Below are 17593 nucleotides of genomic sequence, written 5' to 3' on the forward strand. Positions count from 1 at the left end.
GGTTACCATGCGTAGGCTTCAGGGGCTTCTCCACCCGGTCCCGGCCAGATGGTATCCAGTCTTTTGAGCGTATCGCCTGAAAGGGACAACGTCAGGGCATTGAGATTCTGACGGAGCTGTTCAGCTGTGCGCGGACCACTGAGCACAGCGGTAACCACGGGGTTCTGCAACAGCCAGGCCAACGCCACGTCTGAGGGCGCCTCCCCCAGCTCATCACACAGCGTTTCCCAGGCCTCCAGTTGCGGCCGCAAGCGATTGATTTGTGCCTGCAGCTGCGGTGTTGCCCGGCGGCCATCGGCAATTTTTTTCAGCACGCCACCCAGCATCCCCATCCCGACCGGGCTCCAGGGGATCAGGCCAATGCCGTAATGGCGCAGTGCCGGAATGACTTCAAGCTCAACCGTGCGCTGGGTCAGGTTGTAAAGGCTCTGTTCCGATGCCAGCCCCAGCAGGTTGCGCGCATCAGCCGTGCACTGTGCGGTGGCAATATCCCAGCCGGCAAAGTTACTGCTGCCCACGTAGCTGATTTTACCCTCACGGATCAGCTGTTCCATGGCCTGCCAGATTTCCTCCCAGGGGGTGTTCCGGTCGATATGGTGCATCTGGTAGAGATCGATATGGTCCGTTTTCAGTCTTTTCAGACTGGCCTCACAGGCCCGGCGAATATGGTAAGCGGACAGATATTTGTCATTCGGGCCCGTATCCATCGGCTGGTAAACTTTCGTGGCCAGCACGATTCGGTCACGCAGGCCACTGCGCGCCAACCAGTTACCGATGATTTCTTCGGATGTCCCGTACCCCTTTGCCATATCCGGTGACTGCGGTCCGCCATAGACGTCAGCGGTATCGAAAAAGTTGATACCCGCATCCACGGCTTCATCCATGATCCTGAAGCTGGCCGGCTCATCCGTCAGCTCACCGAAATTCATGGTACCGAGACCGATGCGGCTCACCCGCAGGCCGGTACGACCCAGATGTTTATAGTTCATGTCAGATGCTCCTTAACTGAACGTGTTATTGCAGGTTCTTACGGAAAAAGTCTGTCAGTTTGTCAAAAGGGATCACGTCGATACGATCATAGAGATCGACATGCCCTGCGCCCGGTACGACATAAAGCTCTTTAGGCTGACCGGCGCGTTTGAATGCATCCTCGCTGAACTCTTTTGAGTGAGCCCGATCGCCGGTGATAAACAGCATCGGACGCGGTGAAATGGTTTCAATATCGTTGAACGGATAGAAGTTCATAAACTTGCCGATACTGCTCAACATCGGTTTCGTCGTCAGTGCTTCTTTCTCACCCTTCGGGGTGTAACCACCGCGTTCGGTGCGGTAGAAATCGAAAAACTCACGCTGAATATCCGGCGTTGAAGCGTCCAGTGTATTCACGGTACCGGGAATGTAGGCCGTCTCGCCTCCCTGAAACTCTGCTAAACGCTGCTCTGTGGCTGACCGGATAAAGGCCTTTCGTTGTTCCGGCGTCTGGGAATGGTTGAGGCCGTTGCGAAATGCAGCCCCCATGTCATACATGCTGACGGTGGCAATGGCTTTCATACGCGGGTCAATCTTGGCAGCACTGATAACAAAACTTCCGCTGCCGCAGATACCTAATACACCGATGCTATCCGGATCAACAAACGGCTGTGTGCTTAGATAATCAACCGCCGCGCTGAAATCATCTGTGTAGATTTCCGGTGAAATCAGGTGCCCCGGTTTGCCCTCGCTTTCTCCCCAGAAAGAGAGATCGATAGCCAGCGTGACAAACCCCTGCTCCGCCAGCTTCTGCGCATAAAGATTCGAACTCTGTTCCTTAACGGCTCCCATCGGGTGACCAACGACGATCGCCGGGTGTCGGGTATTCTGGTTCATCTTTTTCGGGATAAACAGGTTGCCGACCACGGCCATCTGATACTGGTTTTTAAAGGTGACTTTTTGCTGCGTCACCTTATCGCTTTTATAAAAATTATCGGCCCCACGGGACATATCCGCCGCAGAGGAAGCAAATGCACTGATCAACAGCCCCAGCGCTAACGTAAATTTTTTCATGATGGTCTCCTTATCATTAAGCCAGGGTGGCGTTATCCGAATGGCAGACGCCGCAGAACGCGAAATCAATCTGCACATCACGGGCGCCGGAGGCGCGACGGGTGATATCCATCGGCTCCAGCGGCAGTGTGCCCGCATGGGCACCGTAAGCTTTACCTGTCATGACATAACTCCAGGGTTTATGAATGGTCTCTGGCAGAGGTGTCTGCGCGTGAGGTCAGGAAAATCAGCCCGGCCGCGATAAGCAGCATCGTGACGCTGGCCAAGAAAGTGCTCTGGTAGCCGTGGTGATCGAAAAGCAGCCCCCCTACCGTTGAACCTAGCGCAATGGATAACTGGACCATTGCCACCATCAGCCCGCCGCCGGCTTCGGCATTCTGCGGAAAGATACGCGGTACCCAGGCCCACCACCCCACCGGCGCACCGGTAGAAATCAGCCCCCACAACCCGAGCAGCACCATCACGATGGCCACCTGACTGCCAAAAGCGATCAGTGCCAGCGCGGTGATGGCCATCAGCACCGGAATGGCTATCAGGGTCGAGTAGAAGCCGCGTTTCAGCACTCTGCCAATCAGCGTGGTGCCGATGAAACCCGCGACACCGATAACCAGCAGGATTAGGGTGACCACTGAAGCATCCACCTTCGTCACCGTTTCAAGGAAAGGCCTGATGTAGGTAAAGAGCGTGAACTGCCCCATAAAGAAGATGCCGACGCCCAGCATGCCTAACGTGACCACTCGACGGCGAAACAGCGTGAAGACATTGCTGGCACCGTTACTCTGCCGGGTGACCTGCATGGAGGGCAGGCTGAACAACTGCCAGATAAACGCGGCGATCGCGACCGGCACCAGACAAAAGAAGGCCCCGCGCCAGCCGATCACCGAACCGAGCCAACTGCCCAAAGGGGCCGCGATGACCGTGGCCAGTGCATTGCCGCTGTTAAAAATGGCCAACGCCAGCGGAACTCGGTGCACCGGAACCAAACGCATCGCCGTGGCTGCCGACATCGACCAGAACCCGCCGACTACGATGCCAATCAGAGCCCTGCCCGCCATATAGGTCAGGTAATTGGGTGCCATCGCAATAACAGCACCGGAAATTGCCATCATGCAGGTCAGGCCGAGCAGCAGCGTTTTCCGGTTAAGCGTGCCTGCCAGCACGGAAATAAACAGGCTGGTTACCACTGCAAATGCCCCGGAAATGGCGATGCCCTGTCCGGCCATGCCTTCGGTGACACGAAGGGTCTGCGCCATCGGTGTCAGCAGGCTGACCGGCATGAATTCGGAGGCGATCAGGGCGAAGACGCACAGCGTCATGGCAAAGACACCACTCCAGTGCGCAGGCTGTTTCCCGCTTCCGGTGTTTTTTTTTCTGTTTTCGTCTGTCTTATTACTCATTCAGGGATTTCTTTTCAGTAGATAACATGAAGTCTGTGCCCCGGAGCCTTCAGCGCTGCAGGAAGAGCTGAAACGGCATACGGAGACGGGATAAGGGGGATAATCGCGGTACGGAAGGTGCTGCGGGTCAGTTGGCGACCCTGATCTGCACCGCAAGAGGTCCGTGGCGCTGCAGGACCGGCAGTCCGGAATCCACTTTCCCTAACGGGATCAGTGAACGGGCGTAAGCCCTGCCCTGGGCAAAAATCGCCAGGTTGCCCCAGGGCGCGTAGTAAGTGATATCTCCGGCTTCCGGCGTCATGCCGTCCGGTGCCTGCACCGTGGAAAGCCTGCGCGGCAGGTCGCTTATACGCTCAATATCGTCATAGTCTTCCAGCGTCAGGCTGAGGGGAAGCAAAGACGCAAAGTCCCGGCCTGTCGGCGTATCAAAGAGGGTGGCGGTGGCGGTTTCTCCCTCCACAATGATCTCAATTTTCATAAGCGTCTCCTGCGCCACTCCCCGGTCGTTGTCACCCGCCATAGCGGACTGCGTGACGAAAAGCAGGCCGGCAAGGAGCAGCAGTGATGTTCTGCAGTAAGCGTTTTGCATAAGGGTTAGCGTTGACTTTTTCATCGCATTATTGTTACCAATATGCAGCGGGTTAACTAGCTAATGAATACTTAATACCCTTATAAGTAAAATTTATAAATGGACCGGAAACGAGCATGGCCAGACGCAATCTCAACGACTTACTCTCTTTCGTCACCGTGGCGCGTGAGGGCAGCTTTACGCGCGCTGCCGCCCAGCTCGGCGTGACCCAGCCCGCACTGAGCCAGGCGATTTCCGGGCTGGAAGAACGGATGCAAATCCGCCTGCTGACGCGAACCACGCGCAGCGTGTCAGTGACCGCCGCCGGGGAACGCCTGCTGCAGTCTGTGGGCCATCGTATTGATGAGATTGAAGCCGAGCTGGACATGCTGACGGCACTGCGTGATAAACCTGCGGGGACCGTCCGTATTACATGTGGACCTAATGTTCTGAAGACCACGCTGCTGCCAAAGCTGACACCACTGTTACGCGAATATCCTGATATTCATATTGAGTTTGATGCCAACCACGGGTTCCGGGATATCGTGGCGGACCGTTTTGATGCCGGCGTGCGGCTCGGAGACACTATCGACAAAGATATGATAGCCGTACCCATTGGCCCGAAACTGCGCATGGCGGCTGTAGCTTCCCCTGAGTATTTTGCCCGGTGCGCCGCCCCTCAGACGCCACGCGATCTGATGCAACACTGCTGTATTAATGAGCGCATGGTTCAATCGGGGAAAATTTACGCCTGGGAGTTTGAGCAGGAAAACGGTAAATTTCACGTTCGGGTTGAAGGGCAAATGACGTTTAACACATCGGAACACGTCGTTGACGCAGCTCTTGCCGGACTGGGCATTGCCTTTTTACCTGAAGAGGAGTTCGGCACACATCTGCAGGAAGGAAAACTGATCCGCGTGCTTGAAGAATGGTGCCGTCCTTTTCCCGGCTACTATCTTTATTATCCCAGCCGTAAACAGCCTTCCCCAGCGTTTTCACTCGTTGTGGATGCGTTGCGTATTAACCGGAAAATTTAACGCTGAATTATCGGGCCAATATTTCAAGAACGGACGTGAACGTCCGCTTCTGGCACGCAACGGACAGGCTACGTGGTCATTGGGTCTGCTTTGAGCGAGGAGCGGAAGTTGGCGTCTTAAACCACTTGCACAAATTTACCATCTTTAATTATTTCGGTGATTTCTAGCAAAGTTAACCAGCTCCTCGTTGATTAGTACACCCTGATATAAGTAGCGTCTTCATTAGCAACGTGTAGGTATTCCCATAAAGAAGCGTTTTCCCTACGAACAGATCATCAGTATTCTACGCTAGGGCAAATCAAGGGTGGTGTGGGAACTCTTAGCGACCAAGCCACTTTCGACAACTAGCGCAGGAAGTTTGGGGTCAGAAGTGAAGCGGCTTAAGTTATATGAAGAGGAGAAAGCCCACCTCAGGAAGGCTTCTCGCTCAACATATGTTCTACAAATTAACGCGATGTTGGTTTTGAACGAGGAGCTAGATTTCGAATATAGCTCCTACAACTGATGAAGGAAATACATGGAACTGCAAAATGCTAATCAAATTTTGAAATATTAAAATATCTTAGCTCAATTCATTTGTTTAAAGAATTGACCGCTCTACCTAGAACACCATTTGGAGTGCCGCTATAGATATTTTCCACTACAAGTTTAGCAGATTGAGTTGCAAATAAATAAAGTATGTGTAAAGCGTCTTTAATAAATTCACGATCTAATTTAATTATACTGCCTAAATTAGCGCTGGCATCGGTTTCGCGCAAATACTTCCTATCAATCTTACCATTGTTATGTGCAATAATATTTCTTGCTGCAATTATCTTCTTTAGTTTGTTAAGTTCTGCCGTGCAATTATCCTTAAAGAAGGAACCAAATTCCAATTTTGCTTTATCTTTTTCAAATACATCCAAAGGATTCCCATAGAACACTCCTCGAATTTTCTCTTCAACTAATCTTTCTACCATTTCATCTTTGTTGGAACAGCTAAGCATTAATTTTAAAAGTTTTTGATAACCAGTATTGTTGCTGTCATCTTGAACTGATGTTAATTTATTTGGCAAGTCTAAATACACCAATTCGATCAAGTCAGACATGTAGTCTTCAAATATTAGAACAGCCTCAAGTAATGTCCGTCTAAAATTACCACGCCGTTCCAATGAACTTAATGCACCATAGGTGTTATCTTTATCAAGAGTTTTAGTGTTTTCATTTCTAAAGGTATCAATTGTTAAGGTCGGCAACCGATCGTTTTTTATTAAATCCTTAATTCGAGGAGTGTAAAACTCTATAATTAAAAAAGATTCCCATACGTCTTTTAGATCCTTCTGAAATCTCTTATATCTTACATGTAATTTCGGTAAGCTTTTTGATTTATCCATTGCCATTGCTCCATTTAACTCAATATGTTGATTCTGTTAGGGAAGTCGAACAGCATATCCTTTGTTGAAGTGAATCAATTCAATACGTCCGCTATGGCCCCGCGTAGCAAGGAGGGCCTTAACCTACCGCTCTAAGATAACTCAACACACTCTCAGGATAAGTGTTCGCAAAAGCCATCTTAAGTTAATCACTTAAAAATTCAATGATGTAAATAAAATCTGTCTATTCTATGAACCTTGCTTGGATAAATCCATATCAGCTTCGTAGTTAGATAAGGGTATGACACGACTCGTTTGAGTAGGAGGAACTGTAAATACATAGTATGTCTGCTCCTAGCACAGGGCTGCTGTTGCAGCCCTGACAATCTTAGACTTCAATCGACTCAGATATCTCTAACGCATCATCGACTTCAATGCCCAGATAACGAACCGTGCTTTCCAGTTTCCTATGGCCCAACAAAAGTTGGATCACCCGGAGATTCTTAGTTTTCTTGTAGATCAGGTAAGGTTTTGTTCTTCTCATGGAATGTGTGCTGTACAGCGAATCGTCGAGGCCAAGTTTTGCTACCCACCCATGAAAAATTCGGTTGTATTGCCGGGTTGATATGTGCTGGTTAGTACCGACCCGAGATCGAAACAAGAAGTCTTTACTGTGAAAATTACCAAGGTTTATCAATGCAGTAACAGCTTCTCTTGTCCCTTTAGTTATCTCAAATTGGACAGGGCTACCGGTTTTCTGCTGCAACACCGTTGCTCTACTTGAAACAGAGCTACCATATGCAACATCAGATACTTTAAGTTTTACCAGATCACAGCCTCGTAGCTTACTGTCCAGGGCCATATTGAACAGAGCCAAATCGCGCGTCTTACCTTCCAGTTCAAGCCTGATTCGGATCCCCCAGATATGAGATATCTGAAGTGGTCTTTTTTGGCCGACGATACGGCCTTTGTTCCACGGTGACGTGTTCATGCTCAAATCTCCTGCAATGTGGGAGATTTGAGTATGGTCGTCCCTCATGAGCGAGGAGCGGAAGTTCCAGTTGTTCTGCAACGGATGAAGGCTTTAATCAACGGATAGCTGGTAATGGTTAATATGTCATTGTCTCTAAGTTAAAAGAATCTGTGTGCTCCTGGCTTGGGTAGTCTCAATGAAGATAATATTGTCAAGGTACAGTGATTGTTTTAAATACATCGGAAAAATAAGATGGAAAGACTTGCAGCATTATTTCGAATCTCTCTGGGTTTTCTCGAATCATGTGTCTGGCGTCAAAACTTACTTGAACAGCACCTTGAGTCATTCCCTCTGCAAGACACTGGGCAATCACGCGTTCAGCAAATCCCGCTTCAAAAAAGGCAATGCAACTCTGATTCGGAAGTCCATATTTCAATCGCTTCTGAAGAAGATCAGCGTATTCTCTAAATACCTCACCCGCCTGTTCTGAAGAGAACGCGAGAAATGATTCCTTTACCGCTGCGAGCAACAGTGCAAACTCAAAGCCAAATGTTCGTTCACACAGGTCTACAACCACATCAAGATCAAATTTTCTTTGGTTCGCGCCATAGGGGTAATACGCACCCAATTTGTCAAGCCGTTGAAGGAGAGCTGCAAACGAATCTCCAGCCAGCCACCCCAATGCTAATGTCATAAGAGCCCCATTAGGAACAGTGTCACTCAACCGTTTTTCACTGGATAAGAGGACTAAAAGCGGCCATAGCACATCAAACAGGTGATCGGCAGAGGTTGCTCCCTCGAGTGCGTTTGCATTTGTAGTGACCCATGATTCGATCGCCAACGCTTGATCAATACCTAACAATGTCCGCCCAAAACGCTGCTGGATCGCTGTATCTGGAACAAAAAGTTCGATCCTTCGCGCCACAGACTCGAAGATATCTGTCAGGAGTATTTGTTGCTCCTCAGTGGCAAGTGAATAGGCAAGTGTTTCAGTAACTAATTCTCGAGAGTTGTCCACAAAAGTTTCGGGCTGAACATCACTACGATATGTCATTAAGAAGCTTTCAACTGCTTCAATAATCTTTTTCTTGGATTTAAGTTGTTCGCTTAGTGAAGCGACCGAAAAATTCTCTTTAGGAAGATTGATAGGGACGCTCTCTACCCACTTTAAAAGAGCTTCCCAGTCATTGACAATGTAACTGGCTACCTCAGCAGAGCTTGGCGAGCTTAGAATAACTGTTCCGAGGTCATTTCGCAGAGGATCGAAAAGAGAAAGCAATGTACTTCCCGTTGGCTCAGCACTATCAGGATTGATTAGATTGATCGTATCTTTCCAGCGGTGCGTCTTTGCGACACGCTCGTCATAGAGACGGGGGTCAGTGAAAATAACAGTGCCCTCACCGTACATTCCAGCACGTCCAGCACGTCCCATGAGATTATGGAAGTCGCGTACTTTGATCGATTCACGCCCCTGCATTGCACTTGTTACAAGTAGGTATCGAATTGGAAGGTTAACACCCTGTGCGAGTGTCGAGGTGCAGACGATCAATCGAATAAGGCTTTGCCTCATAGCATACTCAATAGCCAGACGAACACCTTGGGGAGTATTGCCGTGATGAGCAAAAATGCCTAAAGCAGCTGCTTGAGTCAAATATGCATTAGCACCAAAATTACGTTCGAAGAGGTAAACAAAGCGACGAATCTCATCAGGGTCACTATTAGCAGAAGGTGGTTCAAGTGAAATTCCACGATGAAAAATATCTTCGGCGGCCTCACGAACAATTTTTGCAGCAGAAGACTTTCTCCCTGTGAAAATAGCAACCCCACCATTTTTCAGCAGGCGTAAACTAAGATACAACGCTATGGAGCCACTCTCCTGGGTAGGGAAAAAACGATCCTTTCTTTCCTTAGGTAGTCGTGGCATTTTTTCTGAAACAATAACTCGCGGGACAAAGAATTTCTGATCGCTATCAGAGGCAACATTGAACTGTAGTTGACCATCTTTACCTTTCGGAAGGCTGGCAAAGGCAATGAGTTTACTAGCCTGTAAGGATTTACTGGAGACAACCTTTGAACCGTCATTTAATAGCCAGGCAGCAACAGAAGCAGCATTCTGAATTACTGCTGAAATCAACACACTCTGGGCATTTTCGTGTAGCATTCGCTTAATGGATGTTAGTAACAGTTCATAAGTTACACCCCGGCTGCCTGTGTCAAACTGATGCCCTTCGTCATAAACTACAAGTCCAGCTTTCTGAATAATGTCTGGCTCTTGTCGAAGTATGTAAAGAAGCTTCTCCGGGGTAAGAATAATGACCTGCGGCTTCGATTCGACCTCTGAGTCAAATATTCCAGATTCCAAATCGAGAAAATCTGATAAGTTAGAAAAATCGAACTCGACATCTGGTTGCAACGCGTCACTGGGTTGATTGACGTCATAGCCATCATCCTTAAATGCCTTTTCAAGATCGTTGGCTATCTCCTGGCAGAGTGCGCGGAAGGGGGCAATAACTAAGACCAATTTCGTACGAGCAGAAAGAAATTCCGACCGGATAATAAGCTCGATCGCTCTCGATTTCCCGGAACTCGTCGGCATCTGAACTACTCCTGATGCCCCGCTATACAATCCTGCCTCTCCTAGCAAGCGCTGAGATGGCCACATTTCCTTAATTGACATAGAACGCGATAAGTATGACTCCCACTTTTCTGGCGGGAGGTTGCTATAATGTGGAAGTAATGTCCAAGCAGAATTAGCGATGCGAGTGGCACTAATCGCTCCGAGCAAATCAGCCATAAGTAGGTCATGTGCAGACGCATGGCTATAGGCCCATTCGCGCAGTGATTTAATAGCATCATAGGCTTTCTGTCCGCCACTCCGGCCATTCCTGAAGTGTTGGCGCAATACATCCAAAATATCTTTTGCACGTGAAGATTCTAATGTCTCGTTGGTCTGCTCCCAAGGCCGATCCATCGCTGCTTTAACTGCAATAGCTAAAGTATCGTGCTCAGGAAACTCGAGTTGGCTCAGTTTAGATAATTGGACTGCAGCATTTCCGGGTACATCGCCAAGATAGAAACCAGCAGCGGCAAGTATACGAAGATTGAAGGAGAGTTCTTTGTTAAGCAGGGAGTCGTCATAAGCCTGAAGGACTTTAGCCGAAAAAATAACCTCATCCAGTGGGGTTTGGGATTGAGCTTCAATCGAATTGCCGATGGCCTTAGCCACCACTTCGGACGCAAAGTCGCCGACGGTACCAACAGCTAATGGAAACTGCATCTCCAAGTCGAGATCATCAGGAAGCTCAATATGGTCTCCTTCTGGGACTCCATACTCAAACATTTTTCCTTTTGATAGCGTAACTGCCGCCGCATACCGAGCACGTTTTTTAGGCTTCATTTTCTGCCCTGCCATAGAGAGCGTGAACAAATTTCATAAGCGACTTAGCATGAATCACAACCAACATTAGATTTTTAATATTTTCATGCGAAGTGCAGTCTGTAGTTTCAGATATATGAGCCGAATCATAAAGACTTGAACAAAAAACAGCCGCCGCCCCTGTCATTCGTACATAAGGAACATCCAACCCTTCTTGAAAGCGTTCCACCCGATCTGCACCTTCTTCATCTTGGCGATCAATTAAACGGCGCTTCATCGCATTAAGGGATTCTGAAATTCGATACACATCCTTTATCGAGTCGATAACGGCGTCTTGCAATCTCGGCTTTGCTTTCTTACCACTGAGTTGTGCTTTCGACTCAAAAGAAATCAAGATGTCTTTTGTAGATGGCCGTGATGCGCCTATGCCATCAAACTTAAACGCTAAGACATCTGTTCCCTTTGGTGACTCGTTGCGAACCATTTTGTTGTCATATCGGGTACGAGGAACCCAAAAACCAAAATGGCTTTCAAGTAGGTCCGCGATAAGAATTTCAGCAAAATCGCCGGAGCGCGTTGCAGGGCCAAAATCTTCAGACTCATCAGGAAACACCAAGTCTCTCAAATACTCGGCTCGCGTTTTTTTAGTCCCTCTACGCAGGCGATCAATTTGGCTGTCCAGACAGTAATGCTCACGGAAATGTTTGGCCCATGCGGATAGTACATGCCCCGCTTCAAGATCGATTTCGAGCTCGTATACCTCTACCTCATTGCCGTCAGAAGTGGTTATGCTATGTTCAGCTTTTTTGAGCCAAGCTGAGTACGGTTGTCCAACAGTTATTTTAACCATTTTTGCTCTTTCTTAAGCACTCCGTGGCTTAACACTTCGAGATGCGCCGACGAAATCGACAGTTTTCGGGCATCGTGCTCCCTTTGATTTTACTGCCATAATTGTCCATATAAGATGGCATGGAACTGCCGACTTTGGTAGCCGATCTTACTCGAATGTGATGATGACATCATTGGTATAGCGGTATATTAATCAACAGAGAACGGGTGAGTAGCAAAGTAAGAGGAAATCAATGGATATTTTAGCGTTAAAAGAATTACTTCGCCCTGTGGTGGGAAACTTGAAAAATCAATGCACTAACGAAAAAATCCCTGATCTCTGTCATCAGTTGGGGCTACCTATGCCCAGAGAGGAAGGATGCAAGCGCGAGCGCTTGCATGGAGCCTTTGATTTACTTGATGACGCAGATATGCCGGAGTTTGCAAGAACGCTGTTGGCGCGAAAGGTTTTCAATCCAAGCATACGCAACAATATCCAGGACCTCCTATGGGAGAACGAGCCTAACATCGATATACCCAAGCGGCATCGTCGTGAGCTAGCAGAGGCTCTGCAACCATTTGAATTATTTAGCCACTGGGAAAATTTCAAGCGTTTATTAAATGATCTGTTTGTTTTTCCGGTGGATTTAAGTGAAATGTTTTCGATGCATGAGACAGGGATTCTTGGCGAAATTCACCGACATTTTGTACGAAATCCTGAAGACGGTGATGTGGCGTGGTTATTTGAAAAACTGCAGATTGTCGAACTATCAGCTCCACGTTTCCGTAGGTGGCTCGAAGGTTTAGTCTCTGCGGACGTGCAGATCAGTATCGAAAGGCAGTTAGCAAAGGTTGAGGCCATTAATAAAGTTTTAAGAACATGTGGAGCTGAGCTTACCCATAGCTCTGATGCTGAAGGCTATCCGGTTTTTAGCCTGATATCGTTGCGGGCATTTCGTGGGCGCCCTAAGAACATTATTTTCGCCTCTCTCACCAAACCCGACATTCGCTTGAGTGACTCTCTTAATAACGAAATTGAAATTCTTTCAAACCCAAATGAGGTTTTGATCTATGATCGTCCACTAAGTACCGAGGGATTGAGTTGGCGTGAACTGCAGGCATGGTGGGCAGATTTTACTTGTGAAAAGAATAGCGAACAGGCAAAAAATTCGCTTTATCGACGATTGCAGCAAAGTTTGCCTAACTCGTCTCCACCTCAGAAAAATTTTTTCAAGGAATTCTTTCGACAATATAGTTCAGCAATTTATGACTTACCTGCATTGCTACCCGAAGTTTGGCTGCACTGGGATCCCAAAACCGTATCTGAGAGAGGAGCTGAAGCATTACTCAATCATAGGATGGATTTTCTTTTGCTAATGCCTGATGGCGGTAGGGTTGTGATCGAAATCGATGGTATTCAACATTACTCAGATGAAACAGGTAGGGCGAGTAGGAGTAAGTATGCAGATTTAGTTGCAGGTGATCGTAGCTTAAAATTGGCAGGTTATGATATTTATCGTTTTGCAGGTATCGAACTTCATCGTGACGATGCTTCATATAAAATAAAGTGCTTTTTTGATGCTTTGTTTAAATGTCATGGGATAAAAATAAATTTTTAGCCGAATTTTATTAAAAATTTCGCACTAGACAAGCTGAGATTAGTAGTTTGGATTCGCCTTCAGGGAGGTGGTCACTTTATTATTTTATTTGATCTGCTCCCCACAGATTGATGCAGATAGATGTTAGTAACGTCCGATCTTGGCACGGAGCTGACAGTTCTATGTAACTTGCTATCTGCTCTGAGCGAACAGCGGACTTTAGAAGGCACCCAGAAAAGGCACTTCTTTTGTATGTATTTCAATCAATACCTACAAATTCCAGTGTAGGTTTTTGGTATAGTGGACACTGAAATCAAAATATTAATATTTATTGACACAACCACGATCCGGTGAGAAGCTCAATCATACAGATTCCATTACTATTTAGTAATGTGAATTTAGATTGATTTACTTTGTTGAGTATTAGGTGAAGTTAATTATGAGGTTGATATGAGTAATTCTGAAAAATTTTGGGACATTGGACCTCATTCCCCGTTGCCTGTTGAAAAAACATTTCATTCGTTTGTCCGAAAGTATGGGGGGAGGGTTGTTTCTGAAATATTACCTGGAAACCCATCATTTGAAAATGCCGATTATTCATTCAAAAATAATAATATAATCGGGGAGTTAAAAGAAATCGAGACTGAATTCCTTAACCAAGAAAGTGCAAAAATAAAATTTTCCGAAATGATGGGGAGATTATTAAATGAACGCCCAAATTGGAAACCTTCTCTTATGGGAGGGAAAGATGACTATCCAGATTGGTTTAAGATTGAATTTATAAGACTGGCTCGGCCGGGGATTACCAGAATTTTAAAGAAAGCAAATAAGCAAATTAAAGAAACAAAAAAACATTTTCATGTCCCTAATGCAAACGGGGTATTGTTTTTTGTCAATGATGGTTTTACTGGTATTTCACCTTTTTTAGTTCAAGCCTTAGCTTGTGATGCATTAACTCATTCCTATTCCTCAATAGATTGTTTTTTATACATGACCATCAATCGCTATGTAGAACTCGATGGTTCAAATGAACCTCAATTAATTTGGGCACCAAGCTACAGTGATCGAGCTGATGATTCTTTTGTCGATTTTATAGATAATCTGGGACGTAATTGGTTTGATTTCTTGGAGGAAAAAATAGGAGGCTTTACGTCTCGACACGAAGAAAGTGACAGAAGTATCCTATTAAATTCAAAAGCAATAATCATCCCACCTCACCAAAACTGAAAATAGCCTCATTTCAATGATTGATTGGTAGCAGGTTGGATGAAAGGTCTTCAGGTCTGCTAGGTAACTTTTATTTACAGTCCCTTAACGTACTGAGATACGAAAAAACTAAATCCGGATCTGCACTGACAAATTGTATGGAGAACTGAATGTTATACGGCGGGAAGAACTTCAAATCAAAAAGCGAAAGGTAAGTGTAGGTCCGCTTTGACCTAATAACGGCAATAGTATTTATTAAAGATATTGCAATGTTTTTATTGAGTTACTAAGGCTAAAATTTAGCATTAAACACTTTTAGTTAGGATGTTATTCTAAATTCTCTCCAAAGTCCGCTCTTGGCACAAAACCGACCGCCAGAGTCCCCACTCCAGCATTCCCCCCCATTCCACACTCCAGCAGCGCCAGAGAGAAATCGCCCTCCTGCGTTGCCGTCGGTGTGAACCCGCAAAGCGGCAGCCACCGCCATAACGCCGACGCTTGGCCCCACCAGCGAAACCCACTCTTTTATCTAAGAAGATTCCTAACCCAGCTGACGGATATTCCTTCCTGACGCCAATACGCGGGTTAACCCGCCGTTTTACAGCAATAATCCTGTAAAAACAATCGATAAGCGAATTGTTCGCGCTCGGTAAGTTACGTCTATCCTTTCGCTATGGGCGCCTGCCGCCCATCGTTCGCTGCAGATCGCGGCATGCGCGTTTCTGGCTGTTCGGGTTTCGGTTTATTCCATCGCGCGCTTCCATTCATCATGTTGAATTTCAAAGCAATCTCTCAGCAACAAGGAGTGTTTATATGGCTTACGTCATTACCGACCGAGAAAAACTGCAAGCGATTTGGGAGGCCGCCAAAGCCGGCGACTGGCCGGCCGTGTATGCCGCATCCGTCGATGCGCTCACCGATCCCAACCATGCCAACCAACCCATTGAGGGCGTGGATATCGCGGTCTATACCTGGATTAAAGGCGCCTATGGCGTGAACTCGAATCAGGGGGCGTTTGCCCATTACATTCGCGACCAAACCAAGCTGCAGTATGAGCTGCGCACCGGGCATGTCCCCGATGACTGGGAGACGCGCATTCAGAACGCCTCCGACAACATCGCCAAAAACTTCGCCAAAACGCTGTTTGGCGTCGATCTGAGCAGCGATCCTAACGCGCCGCTGCCGGATGCCCCGCCCACCAGCGCCAAAGTGCCGGATATTCACGAGGTTGGTCTGATCGACGCCGGTGCGGCGGCATCCGAAGTGTTCACCGACGCCTCCTCGACCGGTGCCCCCAACTATTCCCCCTGGGCCGGCACCACGCTGTTCTCCTATTTAGGCGACACTTCGTTCTTTACCGAATGGGTGGCGACCAACGACACCTCGGCCTTTAAGGTGGAAGGCGGCACCTACGATCTGATTGCGGCGGCGCAGGTCTCCATGCAGATGAAAAACCTCAGTTACGTGGTTGAAACGCTGCTGGCGGGCGAAGTGCCCACCTATTTGACCACCCTGGGCATTGGCCACGAGACCATCCGCCTGGCCGCAGAGGCGGCGCGTGATTTCTACACCGAATCCTACGGCAGCAGCGTGACCGGCGGCGGCAGCATCATTCCCGGCAAGCTGGATATCGGCTCGGCGATTTTCAACGACATTGCCGACGTGCTGTCCACGCCGAATCTGTACCGCGTCGGTACGCTGCATGACGATGATTTCACGTTGGCGTTCGGCAATATCGCCGTTAACACCGGCAGCGGCGACGACACCATCAGCGTGCCGCGCGGCTGGCAAAACAACGCCGGCAACTACGGCTGGACGGTGATCGACGGCGGCAGCGGCCACGATACGGTCGATTATTCCAGCCTGTCGCACGGGGTAAACCTGAAGTTTGACGCCCAGGGCAGCTATGGCGGGCGCGGGGTAATCGAGAAAAACGGCATCGGGCTGTATGGCTTTAAGGACGGGCTGTACAACATCGAAGCGGTGAAACTGACCGACTTTAAGGACAACGTCACCTTTAACGATCGGGTGCTAACGCCGGCCAACGGTCTGGAGGTCAACCTGGGCAAAGGCTCCAGCGAGATTCGCTTCGAGCATGGTTATACCACTGCGCCGGGTGGGAGTGCGCCGCAGGATTATCTCGGCGTAAACCTGAGCATGCTGTCCAACGATGTGCCCTTCCCCAACAGCCTGCTGAACATTCCCGTGAAGCAGACCCACAATATCTACATCGACGACAGCTTCGAGCTGGGCTTTTTACAGGCCTCCTCCCTGTCTATCGATAACCACCTGCTGGCCTTCGGCGCCGAAGGATCAAACAGCAGCTTCTCACTGAATTACAACGCGCAAACCCATACGCAGGATCTGTCGATATTCATGCAGGGCGAAAGCGCGCTCAATCAGCACGTCGTCAATATCTACAATTGGGATCAAGGATACTTTGGCATCAATCTGGAGCAGCCGGCCATTCAGCTTGTCGGTTTGCAAACCATTGCCCCGCAAGAGCTGGCGGCCGCCTAAGCGAAGCCCGCCGGGTTTACCGGCGGGCTGTTTACCTGCGGCGCGGCGGCTCACTCCCTGTCACGCTCCGCAATCCGCGCCATCAACGCCCCCAGCAACGCCAGATCGACCAGCAGCGCCAGCGCGAAACAGGCTCCCTTTATCCCCGGCGCGGCATAGGTTTGCACCAACGAAACGGCAACCACTACGGCTACGAGAGTCACCACCGTCGTCAGCCTGCACGCCACGGCGAACGCCGCTTTCTCCCCCCCTGCCGTGCGGTAGGCGACGCCCTGGCCCAGGCCGCCGAGGGCGAGGCCCGGCAGCAGGGCCGGCCAGCCGTGGCCGCCGAACAGCATCAGCAGCATCAATAGCCATCCCGCCGCCGCCAGTAAAAAGCCGTGGCGGAGAATAGCCAGCGCAGGCCGGTTCCGCAGCGTCCGCCAGCGGGCCAGCGCGGCGCCGCCGAGAAACGCCAGCGCCAATGTCGTCAGCAGCATCAGGGTCGCGCCGATGCCCAGCAGATTTTCGGTCTTCAGCAGCAAGGCGCCCGCCGCGACCGGCACGCTGAGCGCCAGGGCGCTCGCCGCCGTTCCCGTGTGTTCCATGGCGCCCAGGGCGCCGTTGTTGATATAGAGGCTCATCGTTCACTCCGACATGATGGAAATGATGAAATAAATTCATTTCCCTGTTCACATGTCAGTAGCCTATCTCTT

13 protein-coding genes and 1 pseudogene are annotated in these 17593 nt (G+C 48.8%); 4 read left to right on the top strand and 10 right to left on the bottom strand.

What is annotated here, in order from left to right:
• Positions 1-2: 2 nt before the first annotated feature.
• The 5 genes and pseudogenes from GT753_RS11975 to GT753_RS11995 form a co-directional block, all read right to left on the bottom strand.
• Positions 3-989, bottom strand: coding sequence for an aldo/keto reductase (locus GT753_RS11975; RefSeq protein ID WP_015378445.1), 987 nt, complete (start codon positions 987-989; stop codon positions 3-5).
• Positions 990-1014: 25 nt separating this feature from the next.
• Positions 1015-2043 (bottom strand): alpha/beta hydrolase, encoded by a 1029-nt coding sequence (locus GT753_RS11980; RefSeq protein WP_160125605.1) that lies wholly within the window; start codon positions 2041-2043, stop codon positions 1015-1017.
• A gap of 34 nt (positions 2044-2077) precedes the next feature.
• Positions 2078-2206 (bottom strand): annotated as a pseudogene (locus tag GT753_RS11985) (alcohol dehydrogenase); the annotation flags it as partial.
• A gap of 16 nt (positions 2207-2222) precedes the next feature.
• Positions 2223-3440: an MFS transporter gene (locus tag GT753_RS11990; protein WP_071591411.1), complete on the bottom strand. Its 1218-nt coding sequence runs from the start codon at positions 3438-3440 to the stop codon at positions 2223-2225.
• 127 nt (positions 3441-3567) lie between these two features.
• On the bottom strand, positions 3568-3918 hold the full coding sequence (locus GT753_RS11995) for a cyclophilin-like fold protein (protein ID WP_015378446.1): 351 nt from the start codon (positions 3916-3918) through the stop codon (positions 3568-3570).
• 227 nt (positions 3919-4145) lie between these two features.
• On the opposite strand from GT753_RS11995, the gene GT753_RS12000 reads away from it, so the two are divergent.
• Positions 4146-5045, top strand: coding sequence for a LysR family transcriptional regulator (locus GT753_RS12000; RefSeq protein ID WP_004928662.1), 900 nt, complete (start codon positions 4146-4148; stop codon positions 5043-5045).
• A gap of 572 nt (positions 5046-5617) precedes the next feature.
• Here the strand turns inward: GT753_RS12000 and GT753_RS12005 are convergent.
• The 4 genes from GT753_RS12005 to GT753_RS12020 form a co-directional block, all read right to left on the bottom strand.
• The gene (locus GT753_RS12005) at positions 5618-6418 is read right to left on the bottom strand and encodes a hypothetical protein (RefSeq protein ID WP_160125606.1); all 801 of its coding nucleotides are present in this window, start codon (positions 6416-6418) and stop codon (positions 5618-5620) included.
• A gap of 367 nt (positions 6419-6785) precedes the next feature.
• On the bottom strand, positions 6786-7388 hold the full coding sequence (locus tag GT753_RS12010) for a site-specific integrase (RefSeq protein ID WP_160125607.1): 603 nt from the start codon (positions 7386-7388) through the stop codon (positions 6786-6788).
• A 193-nt stretch (positions 7389-7581) separates the two neighbouring features.
• Positions 7582-10767 (bottom strand): DEAD/DEAH box helicase, encoded by a 3186-nt coding sequence (locus tag GT753_RS12015; protein ID WP_230857993.1) that lies wholly within the window; start codon positions 10765-10767, stop codon positions 7582-7584.
• Positions 10757-11596 (bottom strand): Hachiman antiphage defense system protein HamA, encoded by an 840-nt coding sequence (locus GT753_RS12020; RefSeq protein WP_166445246.1) that lies wholly within the window; start codon positions 11594-11596, stop codon positions 10757-10759. The genes GT753_RS12015 and GT753_RS12020 overlap by 11 nt, the downstream gene beginning before the upstream one ends.
• 232 nt (positions 11597-11828) lie before the next feature.
• Between GT753_RS12020 and GT753_RS12025 the strand changes: the two genes are divergently transcribed.
• The 3 genes from GT753_RS12025 to GT753_RS12035 all read left to right on the top strand — a co-directional run bounded on the left by GT753_RS12025 (position 11829) and on the right by GT753_RS12035 (position 16898).
• Positions 11829-13193, top strand: coding sequence for a hypothetical protein (locus GT753_RS12025; RefSeq protein WP_160125608.1), 1365 nt, complete (start codon positions 11829-11831; stop codon positions 13191-13193).
• Between the two features lie 429 nt (positions 13194-13622).
• Positions 13623-14399 (top strand): hypothetical protein, encoded by a 777-nt coding sequence (locus tag GT753_RS12030; protein ID WP_160125609.1) that lies wholly within the window; start codon positions 13623-13625, stop codon positions 14397-14399.
• Positions 14400-15191: 792 nt separating this feature from the next.
• Positions 15192-16898 carry a hemolysin gene (locus tag GT753_RS12035; protein WP_076740668.1) on the top strand — a complete coding sequence of 569 codons (1707 nt, stop codon included), beginning with the start codon at positions 15192-15194 and terminating at the stop codon, positions 16896-16898.
• A gap of 50 nt (positions 16899-16948) precedes the next feature.
• Here the strand turns inward: GT753_RS12035 and GT753_RS12040 are convergent, their stop codons facing one another.
• Positions 16949-17521 carry a hypothetical protein gene (locus GT753_RS12040; protein WP_160125610.1) on the bottom strand — a complete coding sequence of 191 codons (573 nt, stop codon included), beginning with the start codon at positions 17519-17521 and terminating at the stop codon, positions 16949-16951.
• Between the last annotated feature and the right edge of the window lie 72 nt (positions 17522-17593).

It is taken from the genome of Serratia sp. Z4, assembly GCF_009900725.1.
Taxonomy (GTDB): Bacteria; Pseudomonadota; Gammaproteobacteria; order Enterobacterales; family Enterobacteriaceae; genus Serratia; species Serratia nematodiphila.

What these genes read in the sequence shown, in the direction of transcription:
- GT753_RS11975 (WP_015378445.1), bottom strand. Translation starts at nt 989, where the DNA reads ATGAACTATAAACATCTGGGTCGTACCGGCCTGCGGGTGAGCCGCATC.
- GT753_RS11980 (WP_160125605.1), bottom strand. Translation starts at nt 2,043, where the DNA reads ATGAAAAAATTTACGTTAGCGCTGGGGCTGTTGATCAGTGCATTTGCT.
- GT753_RS11990 (WP_071591411.1), bottom strand. Translation starts at nt 3,440, where the DNA reads ATGAGTAATAAGACAGACGAAAACAGAAAAAAAAACACCGGAAGCGGG.
- GT753_RS11995 (WP_015378446.1), bottom strand. Translation starts at nt 3,918, where the DNA reads ATGAAAATTGAGATCATTGTGGAGGGAGAAACCGCCACCGCCACCCTC.
- GT753_RS12000 (WP_004928662.1), top strand. Translation starts at nt 4,146, where the DNA reads ATGGCCAGACGCAATCTCAACGACTTACTCTCTTTCGTCACCGTGGCG.
- GT753_RS12005 (WP_160125606.1), bottom strand. Translation starts at nt 6,418, where the DNA reads ATGGATAAATCAAAAAGCTTACCGAAATTACATGTAAGATATAAGAGA.
- GT753_RS12010 (WP_160125607.1), bottom strand. Translation starts at nt 7,388, where the DNA reads ATGAACACGTCACCGTGGAACAAAGGCCGTATCGTCGGCCAAAAAAGA.
- GT753_RS12015 (WP_230857993.1), bottom strand. Translation starts at nt 10,767, where the DNA reads ATGAAGCCTAAAAAACGTGCTCGGTATGCGGCGGCAGTTACGCTATCA.
- GT753_RS12020 (WP_166445246.1), bottom strand. Translation starts at nt 11,596, where the DNA reads ATGGTTAAAATAACTGTTGGACAACCGTACTCAGCTTGGCTCAAAAAA.
- GT753_RS12025 (WP_160125608.1), top strand. Translation starts at nt 11,829, where the DNA reads ATGGATATTTTAGCGTTAAAAGAATTACTTCGCCCTGTGGTGGGAAAC.
- GT753_RS12030 (WP_160125609.1), top strand. Translation starts at nt 13,623, where the DNA reads ATGAGTAATTCTGAAAAATTTTGGGACATTGGACCTCATTCCCCGTTG.
- GT753_RS12035 (WP_076740668.1), top strand. Translation starts at nt 15,192, where the DNA reads ATGGCTTACGTCATTACCGACCGAGAAAAACTGCAAGCGATTTGGGAG.
- GT753_RS12040 (WP_160125610.1), bottom strand. Translation starts at nt 17,521, where the DNA reads ATGAGCCTCTATATCAACAACGGCGCCCTGGGCGCCATGGAACACACG.